Raw genomic sequence first — 20161 nt, 5'->3', positions numbered from 1 at the left:
GCGTATGAGCGACACGTTTGCGCTGCCTGATCCACCCGATCTCGAAACGGCGCTCGATCCTGACGCGTACGAGGACGCGACCGTGATGGGCGAAGAGTATCGGCGCGACGAACTCGAATCGTTTCTCGTCGAGGGGGCCTGGGAACGTGCGTTTGACCGATGGACACAGGACACCTCGATGGATGAGGAGACGTTCGAAATCGTCACCGATCTGGAGTTGTTCGCCGAGTTCGATTTCTTCTGGGACAGCTTCGCCGATCGGGTTGGCTATCACGCGCCTGGACTGCCAGAAGACTGGCGCGAGCGCGAGATACACCCGGCTATTGATTCCTGGGAGACCGTTTCGACGATCAACGCCACGCTCACGGAGTTCGGACAGGAGGTCTGTGACGTGCTCGAAGCGGAGTATATCGACTGGGAGTCCGATTACGAGCCTCCAGACGATCTTCCAGAGTTCTAGGCGTCTCGACGGAGGCCCATTGCAAACGTCTCATCGCGCTCGCTCGCCACTTCGACCGTGAACGGCTGGTCAGCCACTGCTGCAGTCGCCTCTGCGAGCGAGTACCGGTGGTCGGTGGGTGGGCCCTCTGCACCGGGACCGGTGGCCGTCCAGTCGACGATTGCGATCTGTCCACCAGGACGGATCGTCCGCGCCAGCTCGTCGATTGCCGACTGGCTGTTGAACTCGTGGAACGTAAACGTCGAGATCGCCCCATCGAGCGCGTCATCGGCAAGGCCAAGCGAACCGATCGGAGCTGTCAGTAGGTCAACGTTTGTGGGGAGTCCCTCCCGTCGGAACCACTCGTGCATGGCTGGCTGGATGTCGATCGCTATGAGCCGATCAGCGTGAGCGGCCAGGTGTTGGGTGAAGAACCCGGTTCCGCTGCCGAGATCCGCAATCGTGCCCTCGGGTTTGAACAGCCCGAGCAGCTCTTCGACCGAGCAGAACCGAAACCGATCGGGATCGTTCATCGCTGCTGCGTTTTCGATGTCGTAGGTGTGAAATCCCATGGTCGTGCTACCGCTCGGACGACCATATACGTCCACTTCACCCGTGCGTGCCGTGGTGCGATCGCCAGTATCGCCAGGCTACCAGCGCGATGGCCGCTCCGCCGACAATCAACACTGCGTTCGAATCCAGTGTGACGATCGTCGCCACTACCCCGAGTCCGGCCGTTACTCCCAACGCACGCCGAGGAGAGCGACGTGTCGTCGTCCACATTGCCCATAAAAAGAGCACACCGCAGACGGTACCAACCAGCACGTCAACCGTGTAGTGGACGCCGAGAATGATTCGAGAGCAGCCAATGAGCCCCACGATGGTCGTGGCGGCGAGGATTCGAATCCGTCGCCGTGCCACGTCTCCAAAGAGGAGTGCAGCCCCGCCATAGACGGCCGTGGATTTCAGCGCGTGCCCGCTCGGAAAGCCAAAGCCACTGGCCGTAACGAGTGATTCGTAGAACCCAGCCGTTGGTGGGGGAACCCACACCGGGATCACCGCTGACGTAGCGCCGGGTGGCCGTGGCAGCGCGAACGCCGCCTTGAGAATCACAGTGAGAGCATACGCACCGAGCCCGAGTGCGAGCAAGAACGCGCTGTCTTCGATGGGGGTTCGTGTCACTCTGTTCTGTCGGGTTCCCATGAGAACTACTACGGTCGCAATAGCCAGCACGAACCAGAGATCACCGAGCTGTGTCACCACCCCAGCGAGGGCGATGAGCCACTCTGGAAGGTGCGAACCGTCGACAACTACCCCGATACCCCTGGTCATCGTTCACTGCTCAGTCAGCCACCGAATCGCCGACCGACCCTCTGTTCGTGAGAAGAAAACGCTACCGATCGGTGTAGAGGTTTTGGTTTGGGAGTTGACCGCTGGATCGGACACCCTATTGGTGGTGACTCATAACAGCCCACTGATGGAGTTCGAGCGATGGGAGCCGATTTACACCGCCATTTGCGAGGCGTTTGGCTACGATCAGAGTGCAGATCGACGTGCACGCGATCACCTCGCCACAGTGTGTACCGAATTCGAAACGGAACGACTGGATTTCAGGGCGGAGACGGTCCTCCTCGTCGGTGGCGGACCGCTCGCTGAGACGATCGCACTGGACGACGCCGAGCGGCTTGCTGTCGCCGGCAGTGGCCTCCGACACGTTCCAGACGAGACGCCGATCGATCTCGTCGTCACTGATCTCGACACTGATCCCGAACGCGTCGTCGAACTCACCACCGAGGGTGTACCGGTTGCAATTGCGGCGCATGGTGATAACCAGGAGCAGCTTTCTCAGTACGTGCCGTCGATGGATCAGCAAAACGTCCTCGGAACGACACAGGCCCGGCCGGTTGACCCGTTGTGCAACGTTGGCGGGTTCACTGATGGTGATCGCGCCGCGTTCATCGTCGATCACTGTGGCGCAGGAGCAATCGAGTTCGCCGGGTGGTCATTCGAAGATCCCTCGGTTGCTCCGGTCAAACGCCGAAAGCTCGTCTGGGCCGAACGGCTGCTGTACTGGCTCGAACGCGATCGTGACGAGCAGTTTTCTATTCTCGACGGTCGCCGTGGAGCGATCGAACCGCTCCCGGAGGGCTGAGCGCCAATCTGGTGGACTGCTGACACACACCGCGTGAGGCTTAATCGATTCCTTCGACTAGTAACCGTGATGGATCGCCAGTCTGGTGGTGGAGTGGATGCGTTTACGGAGCTGGGGCCGACGGTGCGTGCAGTCTGTTCTGAACGCGGCTTTCAGACGCCGACGGAGCCCCAGCAACGCGCCATTCCGGTGCTTTCCGCGGGTTCTCACGCACTCATCATTGCTCCAACCGGCACTGGCAAAACCGAAACCGCGATGCTTCCGGTGTTCGATGCGCTCGTGGACGGGGGCGACCGTGAAGGGATCGGTGCGCTCTATATCACACCCTTGCGCGCGCTCAACCGGGACATGCGCGATCGACTGGAGTGGTGGGGCGAAGAACTCGATCTCGATATCGACGTTCGACACGGTGACACGAGCCGATACCGCCGAACCCAACAGGCGAACGACCCTCCGGACGTGCTCGTTACCACGCCAGAAACCGTCCAGGCGATGCTCACTGGCTCGAAACTCCGCCGTGCGTTGTCGACGGTCGACCACATTGTCGTCGATGAGGTCCACGAACTCGCTGATTCGAAGCGCGGTGCGCAGCTTTCGATTGCGCTGGAGCGCCTCCGCGACCTCGCGGGCCAGAGCCAGCGGATTGGACTTTCGGCGACCGTTGGCGATCCCGACGCCGTTGGTGCGTTTCTGACTGGGGATCGCCCCATATCGATTGTCGAAATCGACGCCGGGAGTGATCTTTCGCTCACGGTTACGACGCCTGAAATCACGCCAGAGGACGAACGACTTGCCGGCCAGCTGATGACGGAAGCCGACGTGGCAAGTCACGTCCGCGCCATGGATGAGATCGTCGCGGCAAATGAGTCGACGCTCATTTTCGTCAACACCAGACAGACGGCCGAAGCGCTCGGCTCGCGGTTCAAAGCGATCGATGCCAACATTGGCGTTCACCACGGCTCGCTCTCGAAACGGGCGCGTATCGACGTTGAAAACCGGTTCAAAGCCGGTGAACTCGATGCGCTGTTGTGCACCTCCTCAATGGAGCTTGGAATCGATGTGGGACGGATCGATCACGTGATACAGTATTCCAGCCCGCGGGAGGTTTCCAGATTGCTGCAGCGGGTTGGCCGGGCTGGCCATCATCGAGACGAGCGCTCGCACGGAACGATCATCACAACGCGGCCGGACGATACCTTCGAGGCGCTCGTGATCGCCGAGCGAGCAAAACGCGGCGCGGTCGAGCCGACGCCAATCCACGAGGGGAGTCTCGATACGGTCGCCAATCAGATTACCGGGCTGTTGATGGGTCACGGCGAGATCAGTGCTCGGCGTGCGTATGAGATCATCACCCGCGCGTATCCGTTTTCGTCGCTCGATGAGTCGACGTTCCGGGAGATCGTCCGCGAGCTGTCGAACAATCGGCTCATCTGGCTCGAGGAGTCCGCGGATCGGCTCGAGAAATCCGGCGGAACGTGGCAGTATTTTTATGAGAACCTCTCGATGATCCCCGATGAGGAGACGTTCGCCGTTGACGACGTGGCGAGTGGTCGCCAGATCGGCACGCTGGATGAGAAGTTCGTCGTCAACTTTGCAGAGCCGGGCGAGGTGTTCATTCAGCAGGGTGAGATGTGGCGGATCGTGGAGGTTGATGAGGAGGACGGATCGGTGACGGTGTCGCCGATCGAGGATCCAGGCGGGGAGGTGCCCTCCTGGACCGGCAAGGAGATTCCGGTGCCGTACGCCGTCGCGCAGGATGTTGGTTCGCTCAGGCGGGCTGTTCGGGACCAGTTCGACGCGGGTGAGTCGATGGAGGCGGTTGCAGCGTGGCTCTGTGAACGGTATCCGACGGATGACCACACCGCAGGGCAGGCGCTCAAACAGCTAGAGCGACACACACAGGCGCTTCCCGACGCAGACACGCTCGTCATTGAGTCCCGTGGCCGCGAGATGGTGCTCAACGCCTGTTTCGGTCACACGGTCAACGAGACGCTTGGTCGGGTGCTTTCGGCACTGATCGGCCAGCAGACCGGCTCTTCCGTTGGGATGGACACTGATCCGTATCGGATCGAGTTCGAGCTGCCGCGTGGCGTCAGTCGGGATACGGTCGTTGAGCTGCTCGAAACGACCGAGCCAGCTCACGTCGCCGGTATCATCGAGCTCGCGTTGAAAAATTCGGATGTGTTGAAGTTCATGCTCGCGCAGGTGGCCGGCAAGTTTGGTGCGCTCAAGCGCTGGCGTGGATCGGGATCGATCGGTCGCACTCGGTTGCTCGATGCGCTGTCAGAGACGCCGGTGTATGATGAGGCCGTCCGTGCGGTGTTGTACGAGGAGCTCGACGTGGAACGGACGGCTGGTGTGTTGGAACGCATTCAGTCGGGTGCGCTCGGCGTTGAGACCGTTTCCGGACGGACGCCAATCGGGACTGGTGGTCGGTCCTCGAAACGGGAGTTACTCACGCCAGAGAACGCTGACGCGAGCGTTATTCAGACGGTCAAAGAGCGGATTCAGGAGGACCGGATTCTGTTGTTCTGTCTTCATTGCCAGGAGTTCGAGCGAGAACAGTCTGTCAAGCGGGTTCCCGACCAGCCACAGTGTCCGCTCTGTGAATCGACGCAGATCGCCGCGCTCAATCCGTGGGCGGATGAGGTGGTTGATGCGGTGACAGCGGCCGAGAAGGATGACGAGCAAGAGAAGATGACAAAGCGGGCCTATCAGTCCGCGAGTCTGGTGCAGGCTCATGGCAAGCAGGCGGTGATTGCGCTCGCTGCTCGGGGGGTGGGGCCGCACAACGCCGCGCGGATTATCGCAAAGCTTCGCGAGAACGAGGACGATTTCTACCGGGATATTCTCGCCCAGGAACAGCAGTATGCCAGAACGAAGGCGTTCTGGTAGCAAGAATAATTTATTAATTGATGTGAATGGGCGAGTAGAATATGTCCTTGGATACTAAACAGCCATGAAATGGAATATAATCTAACTGTCGATCTCCGTGCGATTCCGAACGATCCTCTGAATAGCAAAACCAGCAGCGAGTCCGATCCAAATCCACGATCTGCTCGAATCGATGAGAAAATAACCGGCGAATGTTACGATAGCCAAGGACAATGCTCCAAGCGTGATTGCTAATATATTTTCTTTCGAGGATATCTTCATCGTTAGTGAGGTCTGATTGTAAATGGGACTTTATCCACCTTTGAGGGTTTGGGTTGATATTTCCGCTCACGGTCGTCGTGAGCTAGTCTCTAGATGGATGTTATGAGGATCGCAATAGCTAGCAATATCCAGCGTACGACTACTGAAAGGAAGGACGTTTGCTCACACCTGCTGCTACTACCGAACCGACTGTCATTCGTGCTGAAATGTGTGTCCTGTATAGATCCCTATCGGAGGGCGCTTGCTCACACCTTAGCTGCCCCTCCCGGGAGCAACACTCACAACGTTCGTGAGGACGCGATCAACAGCCTCAGCAGTGAACTGTTCAGCGGTCTTGAGGCGTCTGGCGAGCCAGTCGTCGAATATCACCGCCTTTCCTTGGCCGGTGTGGACGACCTCCGTTCGATCGCCACCGAGGCGATCAAGGAACGCCATTACGCGTGCGACCGTCTGGTCGTGGGCCGATCCATACGCTTGTTTGAGCTCCTGTTTGATCGTCGTTGAATCCAGGCGCTTTCCTTTCGGGACTGTCGTGGCCAGTCCACCGATCTCCATCGCGATGGCTCTGGCCCGGCGTTGATTGGCCGTCAGCTTCGCTTTATGAATTATTTCCTCCGGCAATCGAACGATCTGCTCCAGCGGGGTTCGTTGTTCGCGTCCATCGAGCGTCTCGACCTTCCGCGCAACGGCCTCAGTGTGTTTCTCTGCTGCCTCCGTCTGGCGAGCGTTCTCCGTTACGTCCTGTCTGATCTCGGCTTTGTCCCGTTCGTTTGTCTCGCGGTAGTCCGTCTGCTCCCGTTTGAGCGCCGCAACTGTGGACTCCAGTTCCGCAATTCTCGTTTTGCTCTGGTGCAACGCCGTTGTTTGGCTGTCAATCGTTGATTGCTGTGTCTCAATTTTTGCCTGTTGCTCATCGACTTGTGATTGCAGAGCGTCAATCTGTGTATCCTTTCGGGAGATACACTCCTCTATCTCAGCTTTCCATGCTTGAAGTGACTCTGGGAGAAAGCCGCCAACATCGCTGCCATCAGTAGTATTATCTATGCTCCGTCCGTCGTTGTTGTTGGGTTTGAAACTCATATTCAATCCAACCCATCCTCGGACGTGTTGAAGCACGTCCGGGGGAAACCGGGCAACCGGTTTTGTCCCAGTAGGATGTGTATACTTACCACATCGAATTACCACTATTAGTATGTGATGGAATTTCGATAGAAGTGTTAGGTGAGATTACAGTCGTTCTGGTTGGAAACTGTGATTGCGCTTGTGCTGAAGCCTTCGGGCGATCTGGGAGTTCTCGGGTCGTTAATTCGTTCATCGAACAGTCATATACCACAGACCTCCCTGGGGTCAGGGGTTATTGGGGGGTCTGTGGTCACACTGCCCAACCTTTTTTAATCTCGGGTTGCCTTCGGCAACCGCTCGATCAAAAAACGTTGATGAAAAAAGGCCGCTCGCTGCGCTCGCGGTGGGTGATTCTAGCCACACGCGGTTTCGAAAAATCCCTCCGATGAGGTTACTCGTCGTGCGCTGGAGAGACCAACAGCTGGAGGATCACTGGAAGTTCCTCGGTTGACCGCGCCTCACAGAACGGAACGACAGCCTCTAGCAAACAGCTCGCGGCAGACACAGCCTCATCCTGTGTTTGCGCTCGAGCCGGATCCTCCGGACGATCAGGCGAGAACGCCAGCAGCGTAACGTCACCGCTCCGTTGTTCATGCGCCCGAAGCCGAGCATCATTGTCGAACCAGGCGGTGTAGATCGTCTCGCCCTGCGAACGGAACCGAGTGATCCGATCCAGGGACGGAAGCGCATCAGGACCCCCGCCCGAGCGCTCGCTCAGATCAGCGATCGCCAGCACTTCCTCCACCTGACGACTGTGTCTGCACTCCGTTGACTGACAAGGCCGACACCAGCAATTCTCGGCGATATCCACGACGTGATGCAGTTCAGCAGAGGAAAGCTCGTCTCGATCATCGATCCCTTCGAGTGTGCTGACCTGACCATCTACCGTCCGGAAGCTGAACTGCGGGAGACTCACGAGCCAACCCTCCACGACGGACAGCCCGTTGCGTGTGCCCGTGGACGAGCCACCGGCTGCCCACAGCGAGCACACCGTGTGCTAGTCATTGACGATACGACAGGATTACAGTACCGCGGTGCATTTCCCTTCATGGGTTACCTCACCGTATGGGAACCCCAGCGTCGGGTGTCCTACCACCCGGCGCGATTTGATACGCGCGTCCACATCGCGGGCTGGCATTCCCAATTGATTGTGCCAACCCACTGGGTTATAAAGTTTCGTATGTGTTGGATTTCAATGGCGTTGTGTGATCAATCAGAACAGTCTCTATAAGCACTCTCTTTGACAATTGTACGAATTTAGCCACCAAGATATCGAAATTATAGTTAATTTACAATAATTAATTAGTAGAAATTTATCATCTGCATGATTGTTACTATCTGTTGTGGGCTAATGCTGTGCGTCATAGACCAACGATGGTAGGTATGTCCGCTCGTCAGTACGTACTTCGCCAATCGCAATGACTCCCCACGGAGTGCAACCACTCAACGCGTGCCTATGTGTTCCATAAACCGGAGAAGATACCCATCCGGGTCTTGAATTAAAAATTGTCTATTACCACGTTCAACTTCGTCTACCTGATACCACTCTTCCCGAATCTCTTCAAATAGCTGGTAGCCATCATCCATGAGGCGGTTTGCATACGGATCAATAGAATTGACTGTTATCTGAAAATTCACTCCTCTTCCATATGGATGACTCAGCTCACTTGTTACCCACCATTCGTTATCCGACCGCTCTTCAATCATGAGCTGAGCACCTTCTATGGAAAGATAGGCGAACAATGGATCTTCACGGGCATACTCAACGGTAAATCCAAGCGTTTCAACATAAAACGAGAGGCTCTTCTGATAATCTGAAACAAGTAATTCTGGTGTGAGTGGTGACCATTCCATAGTAGTACAGATGTATAGCAAATAATAATAAACTCGCGATTATTAGGGATATATAAGATAAGAAAAAGTCATTCACCCTTTTTCTCAGTCTGATTATCGTGCTTCACGGATTATTCTCACGCTCAAAAGTTTTTTTTTGGCCGAGCAAGAGCCCGTCGCTCTCGGCCACCTCTGTAGTTTTGAACTCGTCGATGTCGTTGCCATACTCGAATCGAAAGATACAGCCGCCGTGGTCGGATTCACCACTTCAACACATCTAATCTGGACTACATATATGCAACGGTCTCTCCTGCGAAATACTCCTCAGAAAAAATCTATTGCAACACACCACGAGCAGACATTCGCCGGCAATAGAGATAGAGTCCGACAGTCAACAGGAAAATTGATGTATCGAAAAGAGACAGCCAGAGTCCAAACACATTCCACCGATCCATAAATCCAAACGTGATAAGATGTAGGCATCCTCGGGAAATAACACAAGTGAGGGCAAGCCACACTGTCCAACGGGTTCGCAACATCAGCAGAACAGGTGTGATCACACCGCTCACAACACCTATCGTCCAGAATATCCGTGGCAACAGCGGATAATCTGTGAAATAAGTGATGATGGATGCTCCGAAGTTTTGTGATTTGAAGTATGCTTCATTGAGTTCAAGAACCATAATATAATCATATAGCCCAAAAATATTCAGTAGTAGAAAAAATAGCGCCACAAACCACAGATGCCACGGAGCTTTTTTAGTGTGACTAGATGTGGATCCCGTTCCAATATTCACCATGTGTATGGAATATCCATATAGAATCTTATATATTTCCTTGTGGGATGCAATAGATGCCGTCACTAACGAACTCACCTTTATTCTGGTACGGAGAACTATATCACCTTCACACCCGTTTGAGAACCATGGCACGGCAATACGTTCTCGTCCCCGGTGCATGGCTTGGCGGCTGGTGCTGGAAGTATCTCACTCCGTTGCTCCGTGATGAAGGCCATGACGTCCATACTCCGACGCTCACTGGACTTGGTGAACGAGAACACTCATGTGCCAAGAGATCAGCCTCGAAACACACATCACTGACATTGTGAATACGCTGGAATACAACGAGCTCACGGACGTTGTCCTCCTCGGACATAGCTATGCTGGGCTTGTAGTGACGGGTGTAGCAGAACGGGTTCCTGAACGGCTCGCACACGTCATTTATCTGGATGCACTGGTCCCGATGGATGACGAACCCATTTCGGTATCAGCGTTCTATCCCCCTGACGAATGGGACGCGATGGAACGTGCCGCGAAAGACCATGCTGGTGGCTGGCCGTTGCCAGATTCCCATCCGGGCTGGGTGGGTATCTCGGATGAGGACACGCAGTGGCTGCGGGAAAACGCAGTCCCGCATCCACTGAACACGTTCAAACAGTCGGTGAACGTCGGTAATCCGGACACTGCAGCACTACCCACTAGCTACATCCTTTGCACCCAGAACGGAATGGACGACTCCATTCTCGATACGATTCGACAACTGTGCGACCAGAGGGAGTGGGAGCTTCACGAACTAGAGACGGGACATTGGCCAATGGTGTCGATGCCTCGGGAACTGGCTCATCAGCTCCTCGAAATCCCCTAAAAAAGCAAGCGGAATTCGGCGCTGTAATCTCCTGATTCTCGCCCGTTGCTCACTTTGTCATCGTGTTTCAGGTCCATACCGTGACAGTACCGTGAATTGGCTGAACAGCCATGAACCAGGGTGCGATCACACTGATCTCACTTCGTAGATTGTGGACGTAACTGGATTGGAGATTGCTGTGCGTAAGGACCTGACTGCTGATACCAATGAAGGTCACGCCGGCCCAGAAGTCACGCAGTACGGGTCCCGACGCTGGTCATGAAGGACCATCTGCTAATGAATCACATTATCTCCAAGCGGGAGCTGCTGGGCTGGAACGAGTGGAACGGCGACACGTACATGTCAATGAATGGCGCTGTCGATATCGTCTCCAACTGACCCGATCCAATCGATGTGGAAACCACAATTGACTGCTTAGAGACCAAGCAGTCCTCCGAGATTCATAAAGACCCATAGAAGCAATTACTGAACGATCGAGTACGGTCCACTGATCGTTATCGTAAGACCTCTCAGCAGTCGCCACCCAATCTTAAGAGCTGAGCTATCCACGTTGACCGCTTGAAAAACCACTGCTCGGTACGGGATTTGAACCCGTGTCGCAGGCTCGAAAGGCCCGCATGATTGGCCGGGCTACACCAACCGAGCGTATTACCAAGTTACAGAACTACCGTAGTTGGTTTGAAGCGATCACCAGGACTGAAGTAAAGCTCCTGCGGACAGGTTACAAAACTACTGAGGAACTTGCTATCCACATTGAACTGCCATAACCACCCTCATGCGATTTCGAGATGCGGGGTATATCGGAAGTGGGGACGGATGGTACCACGCGCTTGATCACCGCGAAGATCTTTGTCGATACGTCTCAGCAGTCAAACAATCACAACGGCTATTCAATCAGTCATCCGGCGAAATTGACACCGGTGGGATGGCTACTGCGGATATCGACCTCGAAGTTGTCGGGAGAACTTGATGACCTGAAAGATGCGATTTCGAAATGTTCGCTGGGTTCTTCCTAGTCAGTTCCATAGCTCTCAGTGATCATGTCTGCAAGCATCTTTTCACGAGAATATTATCAACCAGGTCACTTCTCAATATTACTCAGCTAGATAGTGACAAACTTGCACTTTGGTGCTATTTAATAGCATCCGACATATATTTCAAGTATATCGGTAATAAGCCCCCAGAGCTGGGCCTTATTCTGAATAACGTGCCCTTCTCCCTCAATAATTTCGAGTCGAAACTGTTCACCAGCTGTCCAACCTCGTTCTCGAAGCCCGTCGGCAAACGCTCTAGCTTGGTCAGTGGCGTCGTCCTCTCCTTGAATGATGCAGACCGGGCATCCAACGTCTGCTGTACGGTGAATCGGGCTTACGGACTGGAGATACGCTTTAGTCGTTTCACACGTCTGGTTATCAATGATGCGACGCTGTGCATAGAGATTTGGCTCGTTGAACACTGCCACGGCGTCAAGATATCCATTTTCGGGGATAACGACCCTCCATAATTCGGGATAACTGACCGCCTGTAGGGCCGCATTGTACGCACCATGAGAATGCCCAAAGACTGCAAGCCGGTTATCATCAACCCACGGCTGTTCAGCCAGCCACTGGCCACCAGCTGCAACATCATCTACCTCGCCCCGGCCGAGATCGCCCTTAATGGCTCGCTCGAATCCACGATCCTGGTCAGTTGATCCACGATAGTTCGGCTGAAGGACTGTGTATCCCTCGGATACGAGATACTGCGCAAATGGGTCAAAACCGCAAGTAACAGCCGTTGTTGGTCCACCATGCACGACCACGACGGCGGGCGAAGGAGTTTCTGATGCTCGGTGTAGTATGGCATTGATCGATTGTCCATCGGGGGCATCGTAGGTTACATGTGCGGGTTCAACGAGTGAACACGCAGTGAGTGCTGACGTCGCGGTGTCGATGAGCACCGTAATGGTGTCCGTCTCAAGGTCATACTGAAGAAGCTGAGGCGGGCATGTCCCCGTTTCGTGAACGAGATAGACCATATCGGACGCAAACGTCATGCCCGGAGGCTGTACAGGCGTCCGATCCACCACACCTTCGGGGAGATCAAATTGGCAGCCATCTGCTGGGTTGTGGATAGAATAAACGATCGCACTCCTACGGCCGGCGTGACTGCGAACTGTAATGAGTTGGCTACCAGCAGATGTGATGGTGAGTGGATATTCGTTGTACTCGCCGTCCCCGAACCACGTGGTGTCCTCGACTTGCCAGTCATGGAGGCCGACACGATACCAGCCCGTTGAACGATCATCAATGAGCAGCCGTTGACTGTCTGGGTGCCAACCTCGGAGGCGAGTCCGTGCTGAGGCCTCCCCGATATTAACTGTCTTCACTTGCTCGCCAGCCCGATCGGTAATGACGATCCGACCGGCCCCAAACGATTCGGTGGGATTTTCACGATAGGCAAGCCACTGTCTATCCGGACTAAACCCTGCGTGGCCACTTTGCTCGGGATGCTCTGTCAGCACTTTTGACTGCTTTCCATCGGCCTCCGAAAGTCGGAGCGTCCACGGATCATCGTAGTGGGTATACAAGACACGATGTGTCTTGGAATCGATGTCGATAATATACGTGTACGTCTCGGGAGCACCAAACGAAACAGTCTCGACACTGCCGTCACACTCGCAAAAATAAACATTGGGATCGCTCTGTATGAGAAACCCATCACCGATCCAATGTAGGGGTTCTTCTCCTTCTAATGTGAGTGAATGACGATCGAGTGGGATGATATTGATTGTGTCCTGTGATAGGTCATGGATCCGGAGAGAAACCGTGTCATCCACAGACCACCAGTATGCGATAGCCTCTTCCTCGGGAAGTACCGTCGGAGCCGCGAACGATGGAAGGGAAGAAAAGATATCAAGCGCTGACTGTGTCATACTTCCTCTACCACAGACAGCGAGTTAGTAGTACGGAGCAGTGGAGTAAATGTGATACTTTAACGCACTCACAAATTACAAATAAAATGTATTGTTACTTGCTCTGTCGCTGTTCAAGCCATGCTTGCGCAGATATGTGCTGCCATAGATCTACATCAGCCGTTTCGAGTGACCCGAACGCGTCTATAGCTTGGTGTAGGTCAGGGATTGAACGACGATCGGAGACAATACCGTAGTCAGTAAGATATGACTCCGAAAGAAGTGATCCGAGATACTCTATTTCCTGGCGCAACCCGTCCGCTACCTCTTCCTCCACGCGGTCTGTTTTGCGTCGAGTAAGGATCTGTTTCGGTAATACGTCAGACAGTGCACGGCGGAAGATAGCTTTGTTATATCCGCGTTGGAGATTCGCTGTCAGCGGAAGATCGAACACAAACTCAACAAGGCGGAGGTCTTGATAGGGATCAATGACGTTTACCCCGTGATACTTAGCTATCTTACGGAAAATGTCGTATCGGTAGTCGAAAATCGGGGAGGTGAGCGCACGATAGAGAGCTTGGTCACTGTGAGCTTGAAGTGATTTACATCGCCGGGGCGATCGCCGAATATCCTCCACCTGAGTTCGTATGTGGTCGGAAAGCCGATCTCTTACGGGCGATTGAACCTGTCTTGGAGGTAGATACTCTACTTCGCCGATTGACAAGAGCGGAAAAAGACCGTACTGTACTAGACAGGCCAGAGTCGTGTATGTTGGATCTTCCTGGGCTGTTTTAATCGCATCAAGGTACTGTCCGGTGGCGAACGCATCGGCTATTGATATTCGATAACCATCCAGCATATTACCGTTGTCACCGACAAGCACCGTTCCTACGCCATCAGCTGCTGCTCGTTGTATCAATTCATGTTTCGGTTGGAGTAGAGAATCGACAGCAGGGGCATAGGCCCACGCTCGTTCGTAGAGTGTCTTATCCTTCAGCACCCAGTAATCGTCGACGCTGATTTGTTCGTTGTGGAGTCCTTTTTCGCTGACGACGGCCTCAATGCCTTGATTCTCGTTGATTGCAGTGGTAGATGGATACGTGTAGGAATACGTCTTCAGAGAGGACGACGAAGCTTGATCATTCGCGATGGTAGCAAGGGCTGTCGAATCGGCTCCACCGCTCATAAATACCCCTACTGTCTCCGTCTGAATGGTTCGACAGTCGATAGCGTCTTCAAGTAACTCTCGCAAAGTCTCTGCCAACTCCTCGGTGGATTTGGATCGATACGTAGTGCGATTATCAGGATGGGGATGATAGTATCGCCTCACTTGTGTCGTATCGGGTGACGACACCACGACACAACCAGGTGGAACTCTGTATATGTTGTCATAAAACGTTTTACGAGGAGATTCGATGGTACCGGTCAGATACTGTCCCAGATATGTTTCGTTCACATCGGCCTGAATTTCGTTAGCTAGGGCACTCAGATCGGTGCTCACCAACGTTGCACCGTCCTTTACTGCGAAGTAGAGTGGATCTGCTGTTACGTGATCTCGGCCAGCGAGTAGTCGATCTTGTGAATAGTCGGCTATGAGAACGTGATAATCACCGATTAAATGCTTGGGAAATGACCAGCCGAACGTTCGATATGCAACTGCAAGAATGTCGTACGTCGTTCTTGTAGTGAATGATATTTCTGACTGGCGATGGAAATCATGGCTTATATCGTGTAGCTCGCCCGAAAAGGCGATGAGCAATTCGTTGTCGGTCACATACAATTCGTGCAAAATTGGAAGGTGCTCGTACTTATCGACATGAAGAGATACATTCCCCTCACGGATGGATTCTCTTTTCAGTCGATCTTTTATCCAATATTCACGAAAGCAAGGTTCTGTAGTCCTCTCTTGGTGATCAATACATGCATGAAATTCACTCTTCATATTATGGAAAACAAATCAGAGGTTGCTAAGATGTACTAGTAAAGATATGGTATTTTATAATAGAATACTGTTGGTGTCTTCACTTTCGTATGAGCTTATCTTTAATCCCTTTCTGGGCCAAAGAGATGAGACTCACAGTATCAGATTTGTTGTATTCTGGTGCTTTGCCTGTGCCTGAATCGAGGACATTATTATCGTTACCCATTGTCTACTGTACTATACACGCACATATAATATAAAAATCTATTGTATTATTAGGTATTATATTCTACATGTCACTAAATCAAATTCACTGGCATCCATTTCTGTGATACCAATATTGTTAAAATGATTTATTTTATCCCATTCTTCAGTATGGTGTATGTCCACCAAACGGTTACTACCAGAGGATGAGCGACAGAGAATCAATCGCATTGCAACTGATCTGTGTTACTGTACCGACAGACTTGATCAGGAGGCGGTGCGAGATGGCTGCTCACCGGATAGTGAGGAACGATCGACAATCCACGAAAGTGAACAAACAATACTATCACCGTTACTTGACGACGGCTTTGATCTCGTTGGCATCGGTGTTGCACGGTGTGTGCTTCAGTTTCCCGTCGAGTCATCGCTCGCAAACTATGTCGTGAAATTGGCCCGGTTCGGAGACGATCTGTTTTCCAGCGGGTTTGTCCAAAATAAACGTGAAGCTGTACTATGGCATCGCCACGGTATCTCGGGCGATTGGCCGCTGCTCCCAGTTCCAGATCATCATCAGCGTCGATTCCGATGGCTAATCATGCCATATGGTGAACCACTCACGGAGCTACCAAAAGAAGAAGGACGTCCACTTTTACAGCGGGCCACGGCGGAGCTGGCAATGTTTCCGCTCAACCTCCAAGAGCTTCGGGCAGAAAACTTCGTCGTGATTGATGATGAACCCTTCTTGGCTGACTACGGGCGACCGGATGGAGTCTGAAGAGATACTCCAAAATAAAGGAAACGTACTGCTGAAGGCTCGCAGACTGTACCATTCGTCCGCTATACCGACAACACCATGAAAGGACTGTAAGTGCCACTCAGTTATTTGCTACACTAAGAAGTGAAGGATTTATTATGTGCTCGGTACGGGATTTGAACCCGTGTCGCAGGCTCGAAAGGCCCGCATGATTGGCCGGGCTACACCAACCGAGCGTATTACCAGGTGAGCACCACTGGGTAATAAGCATGGCCTTTCGTGGCCGCTTATGCAACCAACCACATGGGAGAGCTACCCACGGATAACAACCCCCTCGGGCACATCATCCGTCACGGTGACGTTCGCCCCAATCACGGCGTTCGTTCCCACCGTAACGCCGGGAAGCACCACTGCCCCAGCGCCAACGAACGCCCCCGTTTCGAGGACGATCTCCTCAAACTGGTCGTTGCGGTGTTCCATCCCCGACGCCTCGCTGAGCCGATGGGTGACGCCCACAACCGACGCGTTCGGGCCAATCTGCACGTGCGATTCAATCGCCGCGTTTTCAATATAGCTGCCGGCGTTGATATCGACGTGCGGACCCACCACCGACTTTTTCACTGAAACACGCTCGTAGAGCCGACTGTCTGCCTCGATCGTCGAATCGTGCACGGTGACGAACTCGCGAACGTGCTCGGTCTCGACGGTGCTGTCCTGGATTGACGCAGTAGGATGGATCGCCATAGGGACCGGACAGCGACCGATCACTTCACGGTTCGGAAAATGATAGCCGCGGTCGTTATTTCCCTTCGAACTCGGGGTCGCCGTCGCCCATGAACGCGGTGATGCCTTCCATCAGATCGTCGGTGTTGATGAGATGGCCGAACGCCTGCGATTCAATCTCCAAACCGGCGTCAACGTCCTCCCAGCCACGGAGCATCGCCTTCTTGGTGAATCGGGTGGCGACCGGTGGGCCAGCTGCGAGATCGGCAGCAAGCTCGAACGCAGCGTCCTCGAGCTCGTCGTTGTCGACAACCTCATTGACGAAGCCGTAGTCGGCCATCGTCTCGGTGTCATACTGCTCTGCGGTGAGAATGACCTCCTTGGCACGTCCCTGGCCAATGATCTTCTGGAGGCGCTGCGTGCCACCCCAGCCGGGAAGCAATCCGAGATCGAGTTCGGGCTGACCGAAGGTAGAGCGCTCGGTTGCAACGCGCATGTCCGCACAGGTGGCCAGCTCCATGCCACCGCCGAGACAGTAGCCATCGATACCAGCAACGACCGGGAGATCGGACTCCTCAAGCGTTCCGAATGCCTGCTGGCCCGTCCGCGAGAGCTGGATCGCCTCAAGCGGATCGGCGTTGGCAGCCATCGCCTGCACGTCCGCGCCGGCCGAGAACGCCTTATCGCCAGCGCCGGTGAGCAGGATCGACCGGACCTCGTCGTCATCTTCGAGCGTCTCGATCGCGTGCTCAAGTTCTTCGAGCAGCTGCGGGCTGACGGTGTTCATCCGGTGTGGGCGATCGAGAACGATCTGACCGACCATCTCGCCGGGATACTCGACGCGAACGGCGTCGTACTCGATGCCCTCCTCCTCGTCGTCATCGTAGAAGCCGCCTGCGTCGGCGTGCTCACGAAGCCCATCAGAGACCGCATAGCGCTCTGCACCAGTTTCTTCGTAGAGCTCATCGAGGAGTTCGACGAGCGATTCGAGACCGGCCGCATCCGCCATCTTCGCGGGCCCCTCGGGGTAGCCAGCACCGAGCTGGACGGCCTGATCGATGTCTTCGGGCGGAGCGACGCCGTCGCCGACGAGATTACCAACCTCGTTGGCCATCGTGGCGAGCAACCGCTGTTTGATCTCCTCGCTCCCCGCGTCGGTTGGGATATCGACGCCGTCGCCGTTCTCGTAGTCGTAGAATCCCTCGCCGGTCTTTTTCCCGAAGCGCTCTTCTTCCATCACCGTCTCGAGCAGCGGTGCTGGCTCGTAGGCATCGCCGAGCACGTCGTTCATGTACTCGAGAACGTGATAGGTCACGTCGTTGCCCACTTGATCGCCCAGCTCGAACGCGCCCATCGGGAGCCCAACGTCGAACTTCGTGGTGGAATCGATCTCGGCGATCGTGGACTCGTCTTCGGACACCAGCCAACAGGTCTCGTTCATCAACGGAACGAGAATCCGGTTGACGATGAAGCCGGGCGTGTCTTTTCGCACGCGAACTGGCGTCTTTCCGAAATCCTCTGCGAGCGCCTCAATGGCGTCAAGCGTCGAATCGTCAGTGTGCGCACCGGAGATGACCTCGACGAGCTGCATCCGCACTGGCGGATTGAAAAAGTGCATCCCACAGAACTGTGATTCTCGTTCGGTGACCTCCGAGAGATCCGTGATTGACAGCGAGGAGGTGTTCGACGCGATGATGGTGTCCGCACGCGCATACTCCTCGACCTCACCGTACACGTCCTGTTTGATGGACATCTGCTCGGGAACGGCCTCGATGATCACGTCCACGTCCCCGACAGCCTCTTCCATCGAAACCAGCGGCGTGATCGCATCGAGCGCCGCGTCGGCGTCGTCGTCGGTAATCCGATCGTTTTCTGCGAGCTTTCCGAGACTCCACTCGATCTGCTCGTAGCCGTTCTGTACGAACTCCTCGTTGATATCCCGGAGATTCACCGAGTAACCCGCAAGGGCGGCCACTTCTGCAATCCCGTGGCCCATATTCCCCGCACCGAGCACAGCAATGGTGTCGATGTCATCGATTTCCATGACGGTTAGTGGATCCAACTGAGCGGTGTTCAACGTTTCCCATTGCCCCCGTAACAACCGTTTACAGGTTTATCGGCTGCGCAAAATCGTTATATTTTAACCAGTATGAGTGGAGGGCATGGACTTCGAACTTTCCGAGGAGCAACAACAGATCAGGGAAGAAGTACGCCGATTTGCGGAAAACGAAATCAAACCGGTCGCAACTGAGTACGACGAGGAGGAAAAATTCCCGTTCGAGGTGCTTGAGGCGGCAACCGAGATGGGATTGAACGGCGCGTCGATTCCGATCGAATACGGCGGTGCTGATTACAGCGCACTCGAGACGGCGATCATCGTCGAGGAACTGTTCGCCGCAGATCCTGGCATTGCACTGTCGCTCACGGCCACGGCCTTTGGTAGTGACGCGCTGATCGAATACGGCACCGAAGAACAGAAAGAGCGCTTTTTGGAGCCCGTCGCAACTGGCGAAGCGATCATGGGCGCTGCAATTTCGGAGCCTGACACCGGCTCGGACGTGTCATCGGTTTCCACATCGGCCGAAAAAGACGGCGACGAGTGGGTGATCAACGGGAACAAGATGTGGATCACCAACGGATCGGTCGGGGATTACTTTGTTGCAATGTGTGAGACCGATCCTGACGCCGAGGGCCGGTACAACGGCTTCTCCCAGATCGTCATCGAATCGGATCGTGACGGATTCAAAAGCGAGAAAATCACGGGAAAGCTCGGCATTCGTGCGAGCGACACGGCCGAACTCATCTTCGATGACGTTCGCGTTCCCGAGGACAACCTCGTTGGCACGCGTGGAATGGGCTTTTTGCAGCTCATGCAGTTCTTCGACATTACGCGGACGATGGTGGCCGCCCAGGGTGTCGGTATCGCCAAAGGTGCAAACGAACGCGCACTCGAATACGCCAAAGAGCGCGAACAGTTCGGCCGTCCGATCGGCGACTTCCAGGCAATTCAGCACAAGCTCGCTGATATGCACACCCAGACCGAGGCCGCACGCCAGCTCACCTACAAGTCGGCATGGAGCGTCGAGAACGCTGACGATCAGCTCACCACGCTCGCATCGATGGCCAAAGAGTACGCTTCCCGCGTGGCAGTCGACTGTGCGAACGAAGCCGTCCAGATCCACGGCGGGTCGGGCTATGTCAATGACTTCGACGTCGAGCGGCTCTACCGTGACGCGAAGATCACCCAGATCTACGAGGGCACCTCCGAAATTCAGAAGAACGTCATCGCGCGCGAGCTGATGGACAAGGGCTTCTGAACG

The 20161-nt window shown here is 54.6% G+C and carries 17 protein-coding genes and 2 tRNA genes; 7 read left to right on the top strand and 12 right to left on the bottom strand.

Going from position 1 to position 20161, the window contains the following annotated elements:
- The first annotated feature begins 4 nt into the window (after positions 1–4).
- Positions 5–460 (top strand): hypothetical protein, encoded by a 456-nt coding sequence (locus JXQ78_RS05830; RefSeq protein ID WP_330632536.1) that lies wholly within the window; start codon positions 5–7, stop codon positions 458–460.
- On the opposite strand, the gene JXQ78_RS05825 is transcribed toward JXQ78_RS05830, so the two are convergent.
- Together JXQ78_RS05825 and JXQ78_RS05820 are read right to left on the bottom strand one after the other, a co-directional pair.
- Entirely contained in the window at positions 457–1011 is a 555-nt protein-coding gene (locus JXQ78_RS05825; protein WP_330632535.1) for a class I SAM-dependent methyltransferase, read from the bottom strand. The two genes, JXQ78_RS05830 and JXQ78_RS05825, sit on opposite strands and share 4 nt — an antisense overlap.
- Before the next feature lie 37 nt (positions 1012–1048).
- The gene (locus tag JXQ78_RS05820) at positions 1049–1771 is read right to left on the bottom strand and encodes a phosphatase PAP2 family protein (RefSeq protein WP_330632534.1); all 723 of its coding nucleotides are present in this window, start codon (positions 1769–1771) and stop codon (positions 1049–1051) included.
- Positions 1772–1916: 145 nt separating this feature from the next.
- On the opposite strand from JXQ78_RS05820, the gene JXQ78_RS05815 reads away from it, so the two are divergent.
- Together JXQ78_RS05815 and JXQ78_RS05810 are read left to right on the top strand one after the other, a co-directional pair.
- Positions 1917–2591, top strand: a complete 675-nt coding sequence (locus tag JXQ78_RS05815; protein WP_330632533.1) for a hypothetical protein — start codon at positions 1917–1919, stop codon at positions 2589–2591.
- A 69-nt stretch (positions 2592–2660) separates the two neighbouring features.
- Positions 2661–5486 carry a DEAD/DEAH box helicase gene (locus JXQ78_RS05810; RefSeq protein WP_330632532.1) on the top strand — a complete coding sequence of 942 codons (2826 nt, stop codon included), beginning with the start codon at positions 2661–2663 and terminating at the stop codon, positions 5484–5486.
- A 513-nt stretch (positions 5487–5999) separates the two neighbouring features.
- Here JXQ78_RS05810 and JXQ78_RS05805 read toward each other — a convergent pair.
- The 4 genes from JXQ78_RS05805 to JXQ78_RS05790 all read right to left on the bottom strand — a co-directional run bounded on the left by JXQ78_RS05805 (position 6000) and on the right by JXQ78_RS05790 (position 9502).
- The gene (locus tag JXQ78_RS05805; protein ID WP_330632531.1) at positions 6000–6827 is read right to left on the bottom strand and encodes a hypothetical protein; all 828 of its coding nucleotides are present in this window, start codon (positions 6825–6827) and stop codon (positions 6000–6002) included.
- A 433-nt stretch (positions 6828–7260) separates the two neighbouring features.
- Positions 7261–7785 carry a hypothetical protein gene (locus JXQ78_RS05800; protein ID WP_330632530.1) on the bottom strand — a complete coding sequence of 175 codons (525 nt, stop codon included), beginning with the start codon at positions 7783–7785 and terminating at the stop codon, positions 7261–7263.
- Between the two features lie 527 nt (positions 7786–8312).
- Positions 8313–8723, bottom strand: coding sequence for a bleomycin resistance protein (locus tag JXQ78_RS05795; RefSeq protein WP_330632529.1), 411 nt, complete (start codon positions 8721–8723; stop codon positions 8313–8315).
- A gap of 314 nt (positions 8724–9037) precedes the next feature.
- On the bottom strand, positions 9038–9502 hold the full coding sequence (locus tag JXQ78_RS05790; protein WP_330632528.1) for a hypothetical protein: 465 nt from the start codon (positions 9500–9502) through the stop codon (positions 9038–9040).
- A gap of 53 nt (positions 9503–9555) precedes the next feature.
- Here JXQ78_RS05790 and JXQ78_RS19025 point away from each other — a divergent pair, with 53 nt between their 5' ends.
- On the top strand, positions 9556–9810 hold the full coding sequence (locus JXQ78_RS19025; RefSeq protein WP_407934039.1) for an alpha/beta fold hydrolase: 255 nt from the start codon (positions 9556–9558) through the stop codon (positions 9808–9810).
- On the top strand, positions 9765–10346 hold the full coding sequence (locus tag JXQ78_RS05785) for an alpha/beta fold hydrolase (protein WP_330632527.1): 582 nt from the start codon (positions 9765–9767) through the stop codon (positions 10344–10346). The genes JXQ78_RS19025 and JXQ78_RS05785 overlap by 46 nt, the downstream gene beginning before the upstream one ends.
- 570 nt (positions 10347–10916) lie before the next feature.
- On the opposite strand, the gene JXQ78_RS05780 is transcribed toward JXQ78_RS05785, so the two are convergent.
- The 3 genes from JXQ78_RS05780 to JXQ78_RS05770 all read right to left on the bottom strand — a co-directional run bounded on the left by JXQ78_RS05780 (position 10917) and on the right by JXQ78_RS05770 (position 15181).
- A tRNA-Glu gene (locus JXQ78_RS05780) sits at positions 10917–10991 on the bottom strand.
- 490 nt (positions 10992–11481) lie between these two features.
- Positions 11482–13260, bottom strand: coding sequence for a S9 family peptidase (locus JXQ78_RS05775; protein ID WP_330632526.1), 1779 nt, complete (start codon positions 13258–13260; stop codon positions 11482–11484).
- A 94-nt stretch (positions 13261–13354) separates the two neighbouring features.
- Entirely contained in the window at positions 13355–15181 is a 1827-nt protein-coding gene (locus tag JXQ78_RS05770; RefSeq protein WP_330632525.1) for an asparagine synthase-related protein, read from the bottom strand.
- A gap of 361 nt (positions 15182–15542) precedes the next feature.
- On the opposite strand from JXQ78_RS05770, the gene JXQ78_RS05765 reads away from it, so the two are divergent.
- Entirely contained in the window at positions 15543–16139 is a 597-nt protein-coding gene (locus JXQ78_RS05765) for a hypothetical protein (RefSeq protein WP_330632524.1), read from the top strand.
- A gap of 140 nt (positions 16140–16279) precedes the next feature.
- On the opposite strand, the gene JXQ78_RS05760 is transcribed toward JXQ78_RS05765, so the two are convergent.
- From JXQ78_RS05760 to JXQ78_RS05750, 3 genes are all read right to left on the bottom strand, one after another.
- A tRNA-Glu gene (locus tag JXQ78_RS05760) sits at positions 16280–16354 on the bottom strand.
- Between the two features lie 76 nt (positions 16355–16430).
- On the bottom strand, positions 16431–16862 hold the full coding sequence (locus JXQ78_RS05755) for an acyltransferase (protein ID WP_330632523.1): 432 nt from the start codon (positions 16860–16862) through the stop codon (positions 16431–16433).
- A 55-nt stretch (positions 16863–16917) separates the two neighbouring features.
- Positions 16918–18885 (bottom strand): 3-hydroxyacyl-CoA dehydrogenase/enoyl-CoA hydratase family protein, encoded by a 1968-nt coding sequence (locus JXQ78_RS05750; RefSeq protein WP_330632522.1) that lies wholly within the window; start codon positions 18883–18885, stop codon positions 16918–16920.
- Positions 18886–19003: 118 nt separating this feature from the next.
- On the opposite strand from JXQ78_RS05750, the gene JXQ78_RS05745 reads away from it, so the two are divergent.
- Complete coding sequence (locus JXQ78_RS05745) at positions 19004–20158, top strand: acyl-CoA dehydrogenase family protein (RefSeq protein ID WP_330632521.1); 1155 nt, start codon at positions 19004–19006, stop codon at positions 20156–20158.
- Positions 20159–20161 lie beyond the last annotated feature (3 nt).

The sequence above is a fragment of the Halocatena halophila genome (assembly GCA_027563145.1).
In the GTDB taxonomy this organism is placed as follows: Archaea; Halobacteriota; Halobacteria; order Halobacteriales; family Haloarculaceae; genus Halocatena; species Halocatena halophila.
This window is presented reverse-complemented; position numbering and strand designations above follow the sequence as displayed.

What these genes read in the sequence shown, in the direction of transcription:
- JXQ78_RS05830 (WP_330632536.1), top strand. Translation starts at nt 5, where the DNA reads ATGAGCGACACGTTTGCGCTGCCTGATCCACCCGATCTCGAAACGGCG.
- JXQ78_RS05825 (WP_330632535.1), bottom strand. Translation starts at nt 1,011, where the DNA reads ATGGGATTTCACACCTACGACATCGAAAACGCAGCAGCGATGAACGAT.
- JXQ78_RS05820 (WP_330632534.1), bottom strand. Translation starts at nt 1,771, where the DNA reads ATGACCAGGGGTATCGGGGTAGTTGTCGACGGTTCGCACCTTCCAGAG.
- JXQ78_RS05815 (WP_330632533.1), top strand. Translation starts at nt 1,917, where the DNA reads ATGGAGTTCGAGCGATGGGAGCCGATTTACACCGCCATTTGCGAGGCG.
- JXQ78_RS05810 (WP_330632532.1), top strand. Translation starts at nt 2,661, where the DNA reads ATGGATCGCCAGTCTGGTGGTGGAGTGGATGCGTTTACGGAGCTGGGG.
- JXQ78_RS05805 (WP_330632531.1), bottom strand. Translation starts at nt 6,827, where the DNA reads ATGAGTTTCAAACCCAACAACAACGACGGACGGAGCATAGATAATACT.
- JXQ78_RS05795 (WP_330632529.1), bottom strand. Translation starts at nt 8,723, where the DNA reads ATGGAATGGTCACCACTCACACCAGAATTACTTGTTTCAGATTATCAG.
- JXQ78_RS05790 (WP_330632528.1), bottom strand. Translation starts at nt 9,502, where the DNA reads ATGGTGAATATTGGAACGGGATCCACATCTAGTCACACTAAAAAAGCT.
- JXQ78_RS19025 (WP_407934039.1), top strand. Translation starts at nt 9,556, where the DNA reads ATGCCGTCACTAACGAACTCACCTTTATTCTGGTACGGAGAACTATAT.
- JXQ78_RS05785 (WP_330632527.1), top strand. Translation starts at nt 9,765, where the DNA reads ATGTGCCAAGAGATCAGCCTCGAAACACACATCACTGACATTGTGAAT.
- JXQ78_RS05775 (WP_330632526.1), bottom strand. Translation starts at nt 13,260, where the DNA reads ATGACACAGTCAGCGCTTGATATCTTTTCTTCCCTTCCATCGTTCGCG.
- JXQ78_RS05770 (WP_330632525.1), bottom strand. Translation starts at nt 15,181, where the DNA reads ATGAAGAGTGAATTTCATGCATGTATTGATCACCAAGAGAGGACTACA.
- JXQ78_RS05765 (WP_330632524.1), top strand. Translation starts at nt 15,543, where the DNA reads ATGTCCACCAAACGGTTACTACCAGAGGATGAGCGACAGAGAATCAAT.
- JXQ78_RS05755 (WP_330632523.1), bottom strand. Translation starts at nt 16,862, where the DNA reads ATGGCGATCCATCCTACTGCGTCAATCCAGGACAGCACCGTCGAGACC.
- JXQ78_RS05750 (WP_330632522.1), bottom strand. Translation starts at nt 18,885, where the DNA reads ATGGAAATCGATGACATCGACACCATTGCTGTGCTCGGTGCGGGGAAT.
- JXQ78_RS05745 (WP_330632521.1), top strand. Translation starts at nt 19,004, where the DNA reads ATGGACTTCGAACTTTCCGAGGAGCAACAACAGATCAGGGAAGAAGTA.